This is a genomic window from Roseateles asaccharophilus, from assembly GCF_031458115.1.
Lineage (GTDB): Bacteria > Pseudomonadota > Gammaproteobacteria > Burkholderiales > Burkholderiaceae_C > Pelomonas > Pelomonas asaccharophilus_A.
The window spans coordinates 764,068-778,597 of sequence record NZ_JAVDXV010000002.1; the positions used below are offsets into that span (position 1 = coordinate 764,068).

Here is a 14,530-nt window from a genome sequence, read left to right on the forward strand (position 1 = left end):
CAAGAAACTGACGCGTTAGAGGTTAGCGCCCGCTGGAGCTTGGTGCCAGGCAGGTCCGCTCGCCTCCAGCCTCCCAGGCGCTCAGGAAACGGCGGATCTCCGCCTGTGCGCCGCCGGGCACGTTGCGGCCCCAGCGCGCCTCCCGCTGCCGGACGGCCTGGGGCTGGCCTTGGGCGAGGCCAGCCAACATGGACAGCACCAGCACCTGCTCCTTGACGCCTTGAGGCGAGGGCGCCACTTGCCCAGCCAGGATGCGGTCGGCTGCCTTCTCCGCCGCCGCCCAGTCCCGGCGTGCCGTCGCTTCGTAGAGGGCGAGCAACTCCAGTGCGCCCGAGGGCATCGCGGGATGGGCTTTGCGCCAGGTCGCGGTGTCCCAGAACATCTGTTGATCGGCGGCCGGAAGGTGGGCCAGCACGCCCTGCGCCAGATTGGCCGCGTAGAGCATCAATGCCTCAGCGTCCAGCGGTGTCGTTGGCTGTTGCTGCAGTTTCAGCGCGTCGGCAAGCAGGCTGTGGCCTTCACCCCGGGCCTGGCCCGCCCCGCGTCCGCTGAAGCGTTCGGCGGCCCAGATCGCCTGCTGGCGCGCGTGCAGCATTGGCTGCCCAGCGACATGCTGGATCTGCTCCGTCGCAGGCCAGATTCGGCGGCAATCCAGCACCGGCAGTATCGGCAGACCACTGCTGGCCAGGCGCTGAAGCAGGTCGGCATGGGCACCGCTGAAGCGCTGCTTGGGCGCCTGCAGAGAGACGGTCGGGAAGAAGTCCGAATGAGGCTTGGCGCCTTGCATGCGCACGTAGCTGCGCAGCACGGCAGGCCCGCCGATGCGGCGCACGGCCATGTCTGTCGGCGTGAGCAGGCCCACACGGCGCAATTCAGCCACCAACTCCGACGAGCGCCAAGGCGCGTCACCGGGGCTGCCCACGCGGTCCAGTGGTGCCAGCACGATGAGGTCTGCGTAATTGGACGCGTAGATCTCGCTATCGGGGAACTCTTGCATCAGCGCAGCAATCATCTCGGTCAACAGCGCATCCGAGATCTCGTAGCTGTGCACCCACTGCACCAGCATGCCGCCGGGCTTCAGGCTGCGCTTCACGCCGCGATAGAACTCGTGCGTGAACAGGCTGGCCACGCCGCTGACCCAGGGGTTGGAGGGCTCCGACACCACCACGTCGTAGCGACGCTGGCCGCGCGCGAAGAACTCCCGCGCATCCTCGAAATGCACATGGGAACGTGGGTCCTGGTAGGCACGCAGGTTGCGCTCACCGAACAGCTTGGCGCCTTCCCACATGGCTTCTTCGATCTCGATGCTGTCTACCCGCTTGGGCAGATCCGAGCCCAGCAAAGTGTGCGTGCTGAGGCCGGAACCCCAGCCTACGACGGCGACCTCCTGCGGTTGCGGGTGCACGGCCAGTGGCAGGGCGCCCAGCATCAACATCGTGATCTCATCGGTGCCCGCGGCCTCGGTAGACGGGGCCAAGCCCGCATCGGGTTTGCCGTTGGTCGAGATCACGGTGGCACCCGGTTGGCTGACAACCGCGATGCTGGCCGTGGCGCCGTCGCGGTAGAACAGAAGTTCACGCCCTGTCATGTCGGACTTGCCGTAGCGGAACACGCCTGAGGATTGGAGCAACCGGTCAGGCATGCCCCACTGCAGCATGACGCCCATCATGACGCTGCCCAATCCGGTCGCAACGACGACGCCAGGCGCCCAGCGCCCCGGACTGAGGCCGCGCAGCATTACCAGACCGATGAGCAGGTCGACAGCGCCGGCCAGCAGCAGCGTCATGCCCACGCCCAGCATCGGCATCAGCACATGCGCCGCCAGCAGCACGCCGAGGATGGCGCCCAGCGTGTTGGCCGCATAGACCTGGCCCACGGCCCGCTCACCGGCGCCGCGGCGCAGCAGCGCGGCGGTGAACAGCGGCAGCGTCATGCCGGCGAAGAAGGCCGCCGGCGCCATGATGAGCATGGCCACGCCGGCGGTCGCGATGTTGTAGAGCGCGTAACCCGCATCGGTGCGGCCCAGCGCCTGCAGGATGGTGGGCACCCAGTGGTAGGCGTTGCCCAGCAGCGCCACCGACAGCATGGCGCACAAGCCCATCAGCACCTGCACGAAGCCGGCATAGCGCACCAGGTCCGCGATGCGGTCGCCCACGCGCCGCACCCAGAGGCCGCCCAGTGCCAGGCCGAAGATGAATGACGCCAGCATCAGCTCGAAGCTGTGCAGGCTGGACCCCAGCGCCTGGTTCAGCATGCGCACCCAGCCCAGCTCGTAGGCGAACGACGCCGCGCTGGACAGGAAGGTGGCGGCCAGCAGCGCCGGCAGCAGCCGCCCCGCGCTGCCTTCGGTGCCGCCCGCCGGCTCGGCAGCGGCCGTGGTCTCACCGGCTCCTTCGCGCAACAGCCAGCTCAGCGCCATGCTGGCGGCCGCAACGAGCAGGTTGAGCCAGCCCGCCACGTCCAGCGCGCCCGGCATGCCCAGGGCGGGCAGCAGCACGAAGGTTGCGATCAATGCGCCCAAGGCGGCACCCAGGCCATTCGTGAAGTACAGGCCGCCCAGCGTCTTGCCCTGCTGGCTGCCGTCCAGCCGCAGCACGCCCACGGCGATCAGCGGGAAGGTGGCGCCCAGCAGCACCGTCTGCGGCGCGATCAGCGCAGCCGCGCTGGCCCACTGCCAGGCCGTGGCTGCGTTGGCGCTGGCCAGCGCCGGCAGCACGGTCGTCTGGCTGTACTCGCTGTAGGCAACGAACACGCCGTGGAACACCAGCCCCAGCACACCGATCAGCGCCTCGGCGCCGGCGTACACGGCCACCGGTCGGCGCAGCCGCTGCGTGACGCGGCTGATCAGCCAGGCCCCCAGCGCCATGCCGCCCATGAACATCATCAAGACCAGCGTTTGCGCATAGGCCGCATGGCCCAGCGTCAGGCCCAGATAGTGCGACCAGATGGACTGGTAGATGAGCGCCGCGCACCCGGAGAGCACGAACAACAGTTGCAGTGCCCAGCGGGTGGCGGCGATACGGTTCATGGTCTCAGGTTCAGCAGGGTGGCCGCCATGCGGGCGGCAGCGCCACGGTGCGCGGCGGAGAAGGCGAGGGCAGACTGCCGCATCGTGTCACGCGCAGCCGCATCGGCGCACAGGGTCAACCCACGCGCCACGGCGTCAGCAAGGCCGTCACAGCGCTGCGCCGCGCCGGCGGCCAGCGCCAGCTCGGTCGCCTCTGCAAAGTTGAAGGTGTGCGGCCCGGCCAGCACGGGGCAGCCGCAGGCCGCGGCCTCGATGAGGTTCTGGCCGCCCAGCGGCTCGAAGCTGCCGCCCAGCAGCGCGACGCTCGCCAGGCCGTAGTACAGCGGCATCTCGCGCATGGAGTCGCCCAGCAGCACGTCGACGTCGGCCGGCGGCTGCTCCACGCGGCTGCGGCGCGCCAGCGTCAGGCCGGCGGCCTCCACCAGGCCGGCCACTTCGTCGAAGCGCTGCGGGTGGCGCGGCACGATGGCCAGCAGCGGGCGTGGAGCCGGCCGCTTGCTCCATTCGGCCAGCAGCGCCGCCTCCTCGCCCTCGCGGCTGACGGCCAGCATCAGCACCGGGCGCCCCAGCTGCGCCGCCCAGGCCTGGCCACGCGCCACCAGCGCAGCGTCCACGGCGATGTCGTATTTCAGATTGCCCGCAACCTCCACGCGGGCCGTGCCCATCGCGCGGATGCGCCGGGCATCGCTTTCGGTCTGCGCCAGCGCCAGCGCCATGCGGCGCGCGGCGGGTTTCAGCAGCGCGGCGAAGCGCTGTCCCTGCCGCAGACTCTTCTCCGACAAGCGGGCATTGGCCAGCACCATCTTCACGCCGGCGCGCTCGGCCTCGCGCTGCAGCGTGGGCCAGACCTCGGTTTCCATCAGCACACCCAGCCGCGGCTGCCAGTGGCGCAGGAAGCGGCGCACGGCTCCGGGCGTGTCGTAGGGCAGCCAGGTTTGCGCATCGCCTGCCTGCAGCAGGGGCTCGCCGGCTTCGCGCCCGGTCGCGGTGGAGTGGGTCAGCAGGATGCGCAGCCCCGGCTCGCGCTCGCGCAGTGCCGTGATCAGCGCACTGGCCGCACGCGTCTCGCCCAGAGACACGGCGTGTATCCACAGCCGGCCGGGCTCGGTCGCGCCGCGGAAGAAGCCGAGGCGCTCGGACGGAGCATGCCGGTACAGCGCCTCCTTGGAGCCGCGTCGCCACAGCCGCAGCAGATAGAACGGAGTCAGCAGCCGCAATGCGGCCGTGTACAGGGCCAGTGCCAGGCCCTCAGGCATCAGCCACCCTTGCGCGCCAGTTCATGCGCGGCCTTCAGCCGGCGCATGACCGGTTCGTTGAGCTGGCGGCTGACGGGGTTCCACTGCTTCACCTGGCGGTCGATCTCGGACTGCAGGCGGGCGGCCGTGGCGGCGTCGCCCGAAGCCAGCGCCCAGATCGAGTATTCGGCATGCGCCTCGAAGCTGCCGAACTGGCGCAGCGCGGCCTCGAAATGCTCGCGGGCCTCGGCCTGGCGGCCGGTGCCGGCGCAGCAGCGCGCCAACAGCAGCAGCACCTGGTCGGGCCGGTAGTCGGGGCGCTCGGCCTTCAACACCTGCAGATGGCTCAGCGCCGCGTCGAAACGCTGGCATTCCACGAACGCGCGGGCGGCGCCGAAGCGCAGGTCGGGGTCGTTGGCGAACGGGCCGGTGAGGGCGCTTTCGTAGCGCTGCGACGCCTCCTGCGCCTCGCCGGCATCCAGCAGCGCAGCGGCCAGACGCATCTGGTTCTGGGCCGACGGCGACACGTCGAAGGCCGCGCGGGCCTCGCGCACGTCGCGGCCCGGGTCCATGGCCCGCGCGGCATTCGAGACCGCCTTGAACGCGCCGCGCTCCAGCCGCGAATTGGGCAGGTAGACGGCGAAGAAGTACACCGCGCTGCCCAGCAGCGGGAACATGAAGAGGATGAAGAGCCAGTACAGCTGCTGGCCGCTTCGCACGACATGGACCGCGCAGAGCAGCGCGATCAGGATGTGCAGGCCTCCGATCAATGGCATGTCGTTCTCCCTGATAAGTTGGTCGGCGGCTCTGCGGCCGCTCAGTCCCTCAATGGCCGGCGGCGAACTTCGCGTCCGGCTTCACGCGCTTCAGTTGCTCCAGCACGTCGTGCTGGATGCGTTCCAGCGCCTCGGGCGTGTGGCCTTCGAAGCGCAGCACCAGCACCGGCGTCGTGTTGGACGGGCGGATCAGGCCGAAGCCGTCCGCGTACTCGAAGCGCATGCCGTCGATGGTGATGATCTCCTGCACGCCGGGCAGGTCGGCCGGCGTCACCAGCTCCTTCAGCTTCTTGACGACTTCGTGATGCTCGCCTTCGGCGCAGGGCACGTTGATCTCGGGCGTGTTGAAGCTGTTGGGCAGACCCTGCAGCGTGGCGCTGGGGTCGGCATCGCGGCTCAGGATCTCCAGCATGCGGCCGGCCGTGTACATCGCATCGTCGAAGCCGTACCAGCGCTCGTTGAAGAAGATGTGGCCCGACAGTTCGCCGGCCATCGGCGCGCCGGTTTCCTTCAGCTTGGCCTTGGCCAGCGAGTGGCCCGTCATCCACATCAGCGGCTTGCCGCCGTGTTCCTTGATCCACGGCGCCAGGCGCTGCGTGCACTTCACGTCGAAGATGATCTCGGCGCCGGGCTTGCGCTTCAGGATGTCGGCGGCCAGCAGCATGATCTGGCGGTCCGGCATGATCATCTCGCCGTCCTTGGTCACGATGCCCAGACGGTCGCCGTCGCCGTCGAAGGCCAGGCCCAGCTCGGCGTCGGTCGCGTGGACGATCTTCTTCAGGTCTTCCAGGTTCTCGGGGCGCGAGGGATCGGGATGGTGGTTGGGGAAGTCGCCGTCCACCTTGGAGAAGATGTCGACGACCTCGCAGCCCAGCGCACGCAGGATGGCGGGAGCGGAGGCACCGGGGATGCCGTTGCCGCTGTCCACGACGATCTTCATCGGCCGGGCCAGCTTGCAATCCTTGACGATGCGGGCGGCGTACTCGGGCACGATGTCCATCTGGCCCACGCGGCCCTTGCCGGTGGCGTAGTCCCCGGCCTCGATGCGCTTTTTCAGGCCCTGGATCTGCTCGCCGTAAACGGCAGCGCCCTTGAGCACCATCTTGAAGCCGTTGTAGTCCTTGGGGTTGTGGCTGCCCGTGACCATGATGCCGGAGTTGCAGCCATGCTTGCCGCGCGTGGCGGCCACGTAATACAGCATGGGCGTCGTCACGGCGCCGATGTCGACGACGTCCAGGCCGGTGCTCTGCAGGCCGCGGATCAGCGCGGCGACCAGGCCTGGGCCCGACAGGCGGCCGTCGCGGCCCACGGCCACGGCCTTCTCGCCCAGTGCCTTGGCTTCGGTGCCGAAGGCGCGGCCCAGGTGCTCGGCCAGTTCCTCGTTGAGCGTCGTTCCGACGACGCCACGGATGTCGTAGGCCTTGAAGATGGATGCGTGGACCTGCATGGATTCCCTCTGGAAGCTGCGTTTGAAATCGCGGCGGATTGTAGGCACCCCCAAAGGTCGCCATTCATCGCTTCCGCTGTCGATTCGTCACTCCTGCAAGGGTCATGCCGCCCTTGCTTCCTACACTCCCGCCCATGTCGCTGACCCCTGCCATGCTGCGCGCCTCCTGGCGCTCTTGGATCCACTACCAGACCGACGAGCCGGTGGGCCCCTACTGGCTGCAGTGGGTGTGGACGCTGCTGTTCTGCCTGGGCATCGCGGTGGCGCTCACGGCCCTGAGCTGGCTGGGCGCGCGTTGGGGGCTGGCCGAAACCCTGGTCTGGTTCGGTCGCAACCTGGTCGTCTCGCTGACCATAGGCTTGTGCATCCACCTGCTGTACCTGGTGCTGGGCAAGGTGTTTGCCACGCCCGAGCGCATGCGTGGCTGGGAGGGCTGGCAGCGCACCGTCTATTTCGCAGGCGTGCCCATGGTGGGCGTCGTCATCGGCTGGCCGCTGGGGCTGGTGTTGTCGGGCGTGGACATCAGCTGGTTTGCCGGTGCGCGCGGGCGCATCGTCGTGCTCAGCTCGCTGGCCACGTCGCTGTGCATCACCTGGCTGATGCACATCTACTTCGGCGCCAAGGCGCGTGCCTTCCAGGCCAGTCAGCAGGCCACCGAGGCGCAGCTGCGGCTGCTGCAGGGCCAGATCGAGCCGCACTTCCTGTTCAACACGCTGGCCAACGTGCAGAGCCTGATCGACTTCGACCCGGACCGGGCCAAGGTGATGCTGGAGCGCTTCACCGACTACCTGCGCAGCAGCCTGGGCCAGATGCGCGGCGAGCAGACGACGCTGGCGCACGAGTTCGCGATGCTGGAGGCCTACCTGGACCTGATGCAGCTGCGCATGGGCGAGCGGCTGCGGGTGCGGCTGGTGCTGCCCGCCGAACTGGCCGAGGTGCAACTGCCGCCGCTGCTGATCCAGCCGCTGGTCGAGAACGCCATCCACCACGGGCTGGAGCCCCGCATCGACGGTGGGCAGGTCACCATCACGGCCAGCCGCGAGGCCGGCCGGCTGGCCATCGACGTCGAGGACGACGGCCACGGGCTGGACGCGCCGCGCCGGCGGCCCGGCAACGGCGTCGCCTTAGGCAACATCCGCGCCCGGCTGGAAGCCCGCTGGGGCACCAAGGCTCAACTGGAACTGCAGCCCCGCGAAGGCGGCGGCACCCGCGCCCGACTCATCCTTCCCATCACCGCCTGAATCCCATGCCCACCGCACTGATCGCCGACGACGAACCTCATCTGGCCCAGTACCTGAAGGCCCAACTGGCCCAGGCCTGGCCCGAACTGCAGATCCTGAAAATCGCCTGCAACGGCATCGAGGCGGCGGAGGCCATCGCCCAGCTGCAGCCCGACATCGCCTTCCTGGACATCCAGATGCCCGGCCTGACCGGCCTGGAGGTGGCGCAAGGCATCGAGGGCGCGACGCGCGTCGTCTTCGTGACGGCCTATGACCAGTACGCCGTGGACGCCTTCGAGGCACGTGCCGTCGACTACCTGCTGAAGCCGCTGAAGGCCGAGCGCCTGGCGGGCTGCGTTGAGCGCCTGCGCCAGAGCGCGGCGAGCCCGGATGGCGCGCTGGCCGAGACGCTGAAGCGCCTGCTGCCGCAAGCCGCCGCCGCGCCGGCCCGGCTGCGCTATGTGCGCGCGGCCCAGGGCGAGCTGATGCACCAGGTGGCCGTCGACGAGGTGCTGTTCTTCTACGCCGACGACAAGTACACCATCGTGCAGACGGCCACGGCCGAGCACCTGATCCGCACGCCCATCGTCGAGCTGGCCAGCCAGCTGGACCCCGACCGCTTCTGGCAGGTGCACCGCTCCACCATCATCAACCTGGACCACTTGGCCGGCACCCGCCGCGACGAGCAGAGCCGGCTGTTCGTGCGCGTGAAGGGGCAAGCCCGCGAGCTGCCCGTCAGCCGCGCCTATGTGCATTTGTTCAAAGCCATGTAGGGGCTCTCGGCGAGGTTAGAGTCGGGCGGCAGACCCGACGCCTTGACCATGCTGTCCCGCCGCACCTTGCCGCTCACCCTGGCCAGCCTGCTTGGAGGCGCGTCGGGGCTTGCGCGAGCGACGAAGCCGGTCTGGGTCTGCCATGACGTGCCCCCCTATCTGTGGCAAGGCCCCAAGGGGTTGGAAGGTTATGCCTTCACGCTGTACCAGCGTGTCATGAAACAGGCGGGCATGGCGCCCGATCTGCAGTGCTACCCCTTCGCGCGGGCGTTTCGCATGCTGGAGACGGGCCAGGCGCAGGCCGCACTGGTCGTCACCCGCTCGCCGGATCGGGAAGCGCGCTTTCGCTGGCTGTACCCCGTGGGCCGCTTTCGGTTCGGCGTCTTCACGCGCGTCACGTCGGGCGCGGTGCCGACGACCGTCAACGAGCTGAAGGCCTACCGCGTCGGCTCACTGAGGGCGTCCACCAGTCGTGCCATGCTGGAGTCGGCCGGAGCCCAGATCGTGGTGGAGGGCAAGGACTATGCCGAGTTGCTGACGCTGCTCAACCGCGGCATCGTCGATGCCGTCATCGGCCCGGAATCGGTGCTGCGGTCCACGGACACCAGCGGCGGCGAAGGCCTGCGTATCACGACGCTGGACAAGGGCCACGACTTCTACACCGCCGCCAGCATGGCCATGAGCGAGGCCGCGGCCCAGCGCGTGCGCGCCGCCTACCAGCAGCTCGTCGAGGCCGGCGTCGTGGCCCAGCTCCGCAAAGCCCATCCCGAGGCCGTCGTCCCGGATTGATGCCCCAAGGGGCATGTCCGAAAACTGCCAGAACCTGGCAGCAGCCCGGCCTAGACTGGCTGCATGTTGTCGCCCGAGACCCTGCTGCCCCCCGACGCCGCCTACGCCGCCCTGCAGGCGCACGACGCGCGTTTCGACGGGCGGCTCTACGTCGGCGTCACGTCCACCGGCATCTACTGCCGCCCCGTCTGCCGCGTTCGCCTGCCGCGGCGCGAGAACTGCCGCTTCTTCTCTACCGCCGCCCAGGCCGAGGCCGAGCGCTTTCGCCCCTGCATGAAGTGCCGGCCAGAGCTGGCACCGCGCCCGCTGCCGTGGACGACGATGGACGCGTCGCGCACCTTGGCCGCCCAGGCCGCCGCGTGGCTGGACGCCTGCGACGACGCAGAGGCCAGCGTCGAGGATTTGGCGAAACACCTGGGCATCACGAGTCGCCATCTGCGTCGCATCTTCCAGGCCGAGCACGGCGTGTCGCCGCTGCAATACCTGCAGACGCGCCGGCTGCTGCTGGCCAAGGCCTTGCTGACCGACAGCACGCTGCCGGTCCACGAGGTTGCGTTCGCGGCGGGCTTCGCCAGCCTGCGCCGCTTCAACGCGGCCTTCGTCGAGCATTACCGGCTGCAGCCCACCGCGTTGCGCAAGGAGGGTGGGGGCAGGGCGACGCTATCGCGGTTGCGGCTGAGCTACCGCGAGCCGTATGACGTGGCCGGCGTGCTGGCCTTCCTGGCGCCGCGCGCGGTGGCTGGCGTGGAGGTGGTGGACGCCGCCGGCATCACGCGCAGCATGGCGCTGACGCACGCGGGGCTGCGCCATGCGGGATGGCTGCGCGTCACATTCGACAAGCCGGGCGAGGTCGCCGTGGAACTGTCGCCCACGCTGTGGCCGGCCGTCGGCTCGCTGCTGCCGCGGCTGCGCCGCTGGCTGGACCTGGATGCCGATCCCGCCGCCATCGCCACCACGTTGGGCGAGGGCAGCGTGCCGGGGCAGCGGCTGCCGGGCTGCCTGGACCGCTTCGAGCTGACCGTGCGGGCCGTGCTGGGCCAGCAGGTCACCGTGGCCGCGGCACGCACGCTGGCGGGCCGTTTCGTCGAGCGCTTCGGTGAGGTGCTGGACGATGCGCCCGCAGGTTGCGCACGGCTGTTCCCCACGCCCGAGCGCATCGCTGCGGCGACGCGCGACGACATCGCGTCGCTGGGCATCATCGGCCGCCGCGCGGACAGCCTCATCGCGCTGGCCCAAGCCTGGCCCAGGCTGGCGTTCGCGCGCCGCGAGGGCTCGCCCGAGGCCGCCGCCGAAGAGCTGTGCGATATCCCCGGCATCGGCCCCTGGACCGCCAGCTACATGCTGATGCGCGGCTGGAGCTGGCCCGACGCCTTCCCGCCCGGCGACGTCGTGCTGCGCAAGGCGCTCAGCGCCGGCGGCACGCCCGTCTCGCCCAAGGTCTATCTCGAAGCCGCCGAACGCTACCGCCCGTTCCGCAGCTACGCAGTCCTGCATCTCTGGAGACATTCATGAGCCACCACATCCTGCAACGCCGCATTCCCACGCCGCTGGGACCGCTGACGGCCGCGCGCAGCGCCGCGGGCCTGTCGGGCCTGTGGTTCGACGATCAGAAACACCACCCCGGCGCGCTGGGCGTGCCCGAGGACGATGGCCGCGACCCGGTGCTGGCTGCCACTGCCTCGGCGCTGACGGCCTATTTCAACGGCAAGCCCTTCACGCTGCCGCCGCTGGATCCGGCCGGCACGGCCTTTCAGCGCGAGGTCTGGCAGGCACTGCTGGACATCCCGCCCGGCGCGCCCGATACCTACGGCCACCTGGCCGAACGCCTGGGCCGCGCGCAGGCTGCGCGAGCGCTGGGCGCGGCGGTGGGGCGCAACCCCATCTCCGTGCTCATTCCCTGCCACCGCGTCGTCGGCGCTGACGGTTCGCTGACAGGCTATGCCGGCGGCCTGGAGCGCAAGCAGGCCTTGCTGAAGCTGGAGGGCACGGCGGCATGAAGGCTTTTGACATCGGCGAGCTGGTGCTGCTCGCGGCGCTGTGGGGCGCGTCCTTTTTGTTCATGCGGCTGGGCGCGCATGAGTTCGGGCCCATCGCGCTGGCCTTCGTGCGCGTCGGGTTGGCGACCGTATTCCTGCTGCCCTTGCTCGCCACACGCGGCCAGCTCGCCGACCTGCGCACGCACTGGAAGGCCATGCTGCTGGTGGGTGCGCTGAACAGCGCCATCCCGTTCGCGCTGTTCTCATTCGCGGCGCTGTACGTGACGGCAGGCCTGTCCAGCATCGTCAACGCGACGACGCCGTTGTGGACGGCCGTCGTCGCCTTCGTCTGGCTGCGCCAGGGGCTGACGAAGCTGCGCGTGCTGGGGCTGGTCATCGGCTTCGCCGGCGTGGCCTTCCTGGCCTGGGACAAGGCCAGCTTCAAGCCCGACGGCGACCACTCCGGCCTGTGGGCCGTGCTGGCCTGCGCGACGGCCACGCTGTGCTACGGCATCGCGGCGAACGCGACCAAGCGCTACCTCGCCGGCGTGGCCCCCTTGGCCGTGGCCACGGGCAGCCAGGCCGCCGCGGCGCTGCTGCTGGCGCTGCCGGCCGCGTGGTTGTGGCCCACCACCATGCCCGGTAGCACCGCCTGGGGCAGCGCGCTGGCGCTGGCGCTGCTGTGCACGGCGCTGGCCTACATCATGTACTTCCGGCTGATGAGCCGGGTGGGGCCCACCAACGCCGTGTCGGTGACCTTCCTGATCCCGTTGTTCGCCATCCTGTGGGGCGCGGTGTTCCTGCAGGAGGCCGTGACGATGCAGATGGTGATGGGTGGTGCCATCGTGCTGGTGGGCATCGCGCTGGCGTTGGGGCTGGTTCAGGCGCCGGCTTCCTCCACCAAGGCGTCGCCCAGGTAGGCGCGGTAGCGGCGGATGCGGCCGGGCACGCCGTCCGGCCCCTGGCGCGGCGTGTAGCGCAGCGCCGTGGCTTCGACGCGCCGACCCAGGTCGATGATGAGCCGGTGCGGCGGCGCGGCCGGCTGGGCGCTGTGGGCGCTGATCCAGCAGTCGGAGTTCTGGCCGTTGATCGCGTTCAGCGCCGAGCCGTCCTCGCGCAGCCGCTCCTCGCTGCTGACGTAGGCGATGGTCCAGTTGGACTGGTTCAGCGGCTTGTCCGAGGCATCCAGCAGCGCGATCTCGGCGACCGCGGCGATGTCCTGCTCAGGCACTTCCAGCGCGAAGTAGCGGCCCGCGGCCGGTGCGGCGAAGCGCAGCAGCTGCGTGGCGCCGCCGGCTGCGAATTCGCCGTCCAGCAAGGGCTTGACGTCATCCAGCCGTGGCCGCGCGCGGCTGGCGGGGCGGGGCAGGTCGCGCTCGGGTTGCAGGCGGTCGAGGATGGGCGCCGCGAGGCCGGCGATCTCGGCGCGCTGCGGGCCGGTCAGGTCCAGCACGACGATGTCGTTGCGGCCTTGGCGCAGCCACGGCGCGGGCAGGTACATGGTCTGCGTCGGACCAATGCTCCAGTAGCGGCCCAGGCACTGGCCGTTGATCCAGACGATGCCCTGGCCCCAGGGGGACATGTCGAGGAAGCTGTCGCCCGTGGTCGCGAGCGTGAACGTGCCGCGCCAGAACGCTGCGCCTTTGGGCCGGCCGGGGCGGAAATTCAGCGCTGGCAGCGCGGCGTCGGCATCGAAGTCGATGGCGCGGATGTCCCAGTGCTCCACGGGCGTGGCCGCGCCGCCCTCCGGCGTGAAGGTCACCGGGCCGTGCAGGCCCTTGCGGTCGTGCAGCTCCACGCCGAAATTCACGCGGGCGATGGTGTAGAGCAGGATCTCGACGGTGAGCGGTTTCGTGCGCGCCGGCAGCTTGACGCGGTAGCGGCGGTGGCGGGTGTCGAACGTGCCCATTTCCTGGCCGTCCACATGCACCCAGGCCAGGTCGCGCACCTTTGCCGCTTCCAGCACGCCGGCGGGGCCGGCCGGCAGCACGGTGCGGTAGACGACGATGCCGCGGCTGATGTCGTAGGCCTCGATGGGGCGCGGCGACACGTCGCGCATCACGCGCGGCGGCAGGTTGTCCCGCACCGGCGCGGCCTCCTTCAGCGTGAAGGCGGGGATGGTGATGACGGGGTTGCGCGGCGGAGGCGGCGGCAGCGTCTCGCCCGCCGGCAGGAAGGGGCGCATGCCGTCGCGGTAGGCGGCGAACTTGTCGCCGGTCCAGCCGGCCTCGCTGATGGGCGCGTCGTAGTCGTAGCTGCTGGTGTCGGGGCGGAAGGGCCGGTCGCAGCCGCCCCACAGGCCGAAGCTCGTGCCGCCGTGCGCCATGTAGAGGCTGAATGAGCCGCCGGCCTTCAGCATCCACGCGATGTCGGCGACGGCCTTGCTCGCGTCGCCCTTGCGGTGTGGCGTGCCCCAGGTGTCGAACCAGCCGGAGTAGTACTCACCGCACATCAGCGGGCCCTGCTGCACAGCCTTCAGCGCATCGAAACCGCGCTTGGGGTCGCTGCCGAAGTTGGCCACCGACAGCAGCTCGGGGATGTGGGTCTTAGCAACCGCGTTGGTCGGGTTGCACTGGAACAGCGGCACGTCGAAGCCGCCGTCCAGCAGCGCCTGGCGCATCTCGCGCATGTAGGCCAGGTCGTCGCCGAAGAAGCCGTACTCGTTCTCCACCTGCACCATCAGGATGGGGCCGCCCCGCGTGATCTGCTGCGGCGCCAACACGCGGCCCACCTCGCGCATCCAGCGTCGCGCGGGTTCCACGAAGGCGGGCGAGCGCGTGCGCAGGAAGGCGTCGCCGTCATGCTTCAACAGCCACCAGGGCAGGCCGCCCATCTCCCATTCGGCGCAGGCATAGGGGCCGGGGCGCAGGATGACCCACAGGCCCAGCTCCTGCGCCAGCTGGCAGAACGCGGCGGCATCGCGCTGCGCCGCCCAGTCGTAGCGCCCCTCGCGCCATTCATGGAAGTTCCAGAACAGGTAGGCGCAGACGGTGTTCAGCCCCATCGCCTTGATGGCCAGCAGCCGGTGCCGCCAGTAGGCGCGCGGCACGCGGGCGAAGTGCATCTCGCCGCAGCGGATCTGCAGCGGTTGGCCGTCGAGCAGGAAGTCCTGCGGGCCTATGCTGAAACGAGGTGAGGGGGCCGCGGCCTGCGCAGCGCTGAAAGGCAACAGCGTGGCGGCAACGCCTTGGAGGACCTGGCGGCGGGGGAGGGGGCGGCTCATGGGACGGCCATGCTAGTGACCGGGCTTCGCGGTACGGCGGGCCGCGCGCTCATCATCGTGATT

11 protein-coding genes are annotated in these 14,530 nt (G+C 70.0%); 6 read left to right on the forward strand and 5 right to left on the reverse strand.

What is annotated here, in order from left to right; genetic code table 11:
• Positions 1–22 precede the first annotated feature (22 nt).
• Genes J2X21_RS08035 through J2X21_RS08050 form a run of 4 tightly spaced genes read right to left on the reverse strand, consistent with a single transcriptional unit; the run spans position 23 to position 6,486 of the window.
• Entirely contained in the window at positions 23–3,028 is a 3,006-nt protein-coding gene (locus tag J2X21_RS08035) for a spermine/spermidine synthase domain-containing protein (protein WP_310327006.1), read from the reverse strand.
• Positions 3,025–4,284: a 3-deoxy-D-manno-octulosonic acid transferase gene (locus J2X21_RS08040; RefSeq protein WP_310327009.1), complete on the reverse strand. Its 1,260-nt coding sequence runs from the start codon at positions 4,282–4,284 to the stop codon at positions 3,025–3,027. Before J2X21_RS08040 ends, J2X21_RS08035 begins: the two co-directional genes overlap by 4 nt.
• A complete protein-coding gene (locus J2X21_RS08045) occupies positions 4,284–5,039 on the reverse strand; it encodes a tetratricopeptide repeat protein (protein WP_310327012.1) in 756 nt (251 codons plus the stop codon). Before J2X21_RS08045 ends, J2X21_RS08040 begins: the two co-directional genes overlap by 1 nt.
• A 49-nt stretch (positions 5,040–5,088) precedes the next feature.
• On the reverse strand, positions 5,089–6,486 hold the full coding sequence (locus J2X21_RS08050; protein WP_310327013.1) for a phosphomannomutase/phosphoglucomutase: 1,398 nt from the start codon (positions 6,484–6,486) through the stop codon (positions 5,089–5,091).
• Between the two features lie 134 nt (positions 6,487–6,620).
• Between J2X21_RS08050 and J2X21_RS08055 the strand changes: the two genes are divergently transcribed.
• From J2X21_RS08055 to J2X21_RS08080, 6 genes are all read left to right on the forward strand, one after another.
• Positions 6,621–7,727: a sensor histidine kinase gene (locus tag J2X21_RS08055; RefSeq protein ID WP_310327017.1), complete on the forward strand. Its 1,107-nt coding sequence runs from the start codon at positions 6,621–6,623 to the stop codon at positions 7,725–7,727.
• Between the two features lie 5 nt (positions 7,728–7,732).
• Complete coding sequence (locus J2X21_RS08060; RefSeq protein ID WP_310327020.1) at positions 7,733–8,479, forward strand: LytR/AlgR family response regulator transcription factor; 747 nt, start codon at positions 7,733–7,735, stop codon at positions 8,477–8,479.
• Positions 8,480–8,527: 48 nt separating this feature from the next.
• Positions 8,528–9,268, forward strand: coding sequence for a substrate-binding periplasmic protein (locus tag J2X21_RS08065; RefSeq protein WP_310327023.1), 741 nt, complete (start codon positions 8,528–8,530; stop codon positions 9,266–9,268).
• A 63-nt stretch (positions 9,269–9,331) separates the two neighbouring features.
• Complete coding sequence (locus J2X21_RS08070) at positions 9,332–10,780, forward strand: Ada metal-binding domain-containing protein (RefSeq protein WP_310327025.1); 1,449 nt, start codon at positions 9,332–9,334, stop codon at positions 10,778–10,780.
• On the forward strand, positions 10,777–11,265 hold the full coding sequence (locus J2X21_RS08075; RefSeq protein ID WP_310327028.1) for a methylated-DNA--[protein]-cysteine S-methyltransferase: 489 nt from the start codon (positions 10,777–10,779) through the stop codon (positions 11,263–11,265). The genes J2X21_RS08070 and J2X21_RS08075 overlap by 4 nt, the downstream gene beginning before the upstream one ends.
• A complete protein-coding gene (locus J2X21_RS08080; RefSeq protein WP_310327031.1) occupies positions 11,262–12,164 on the forward strand; it encodes a DMT family transporter in 903 nt (300 codons plus the stop codon). Before J2X21_RS08075 ends, J2X21_RS08080 begins: the two co-directional genes overlap by 4 nt.
• Here J2X21_RS08080 and J2X21_RS08085 read toward each other — a convergent pair.
• A complete protein-coding gene (locus tag J2X21_RS08085) occupies positions 12,125–14,467 on the reverse strand; it encodes a beta-galactosidase (RefSeq protein WP_310327034.1) in 2,343 nt (780 codons plus the stop codon). The two genes, J2X21_RS08080 and J2X21_RS08085, sit on opposite strands and share 40 nt — an antisense overlap.
• Between the last annotated feature and the right edge of the window lie 63 nt (positions 14,468–14,530).

Excerpts from the sequence above, each read along its gene's own strand:
- J2X21_RS08035 (WP_310327006.1), bottom strand. The coding sequence starts at position 3,028 with ATGAACCGTATCGCCGCCACCCGCTGGGCACTGCAACTGTTGTTCGTG.
- J2X21_RS08040 (WP_310327009.1), bottom strand. The coding sequence starts at position 4,284 with ATGCCTGAGGGCCTGGCACTGGCCCTGTACACGGCCGCATTGCGGCTG.
- J2X21_RS08045 (WP_310327012.1), bottom strand. The coding sequence starts at position 5,039 with ATGCCATTGATCGGAGGCCTGCACATCCTGATCGCGCTGCTCTGCGCG.
- J2X21_RS08050 (WP_310327013.1), bottom strand. The coding sequence starts at position 6,486 with ATGCAGGTCCACGCATCCATCTTCAAGGCCTACGACATCCGTGGCGTC.
- J2X21_RS08055 (WP_310327017.1), top strand. The coding sequence starts at position 6,621 with ATGTCGCTGACCCCTGCCATGCTGCGCGCCTCCTGGCGCTCTTGGATC.
- J2X21_RS08060 (WP_310327020.1), top strand. The coding sequence starts at position 7,733 with ATGCCCACCGCACTGATCGCCGACGACGAACCTCATCTGGCCCAGTAC.
- J2X21_RS08065 (WP_310327023.1), top strand. The coding sequence starts at position 8,528 with ATGCTGTCCCGCCGCACCTTGCCGCTCACCCTGGCCAGCCTGCTTGGA.
- J2X21_RS08070 (WP_310327025.1), top strand. The coding sequence starts at position 9,332 with ATGTTGTCGCCCGAGACCCTGCTGCCCCCCGACGCCGCCTACGCCGCC.
- J2X21_RS08075 (WP_310327028.1), top strand. The coding sequence starts at position 10,777 with ATGAGCCACCACATCCTGCAACGCCGCATTCCCACGCCGCTGGGACCG.
- J2X21_RS08080 (WP_310327031.1), top strand. The coding sequence starts at position 11,262 with ATGAAGGCTTTTGACATCGGCGAGCTGGTGCTGCTCGCGGCGCTGTGG.
- J2X21_RS08085 (WP_310327034.1), bottom strand. The coding sequence starts at position 14,467 with ATGAGCCGCCCCCTCCCCCGCCGCCAGGTCCTCCAAGGCGTTGCCGCC.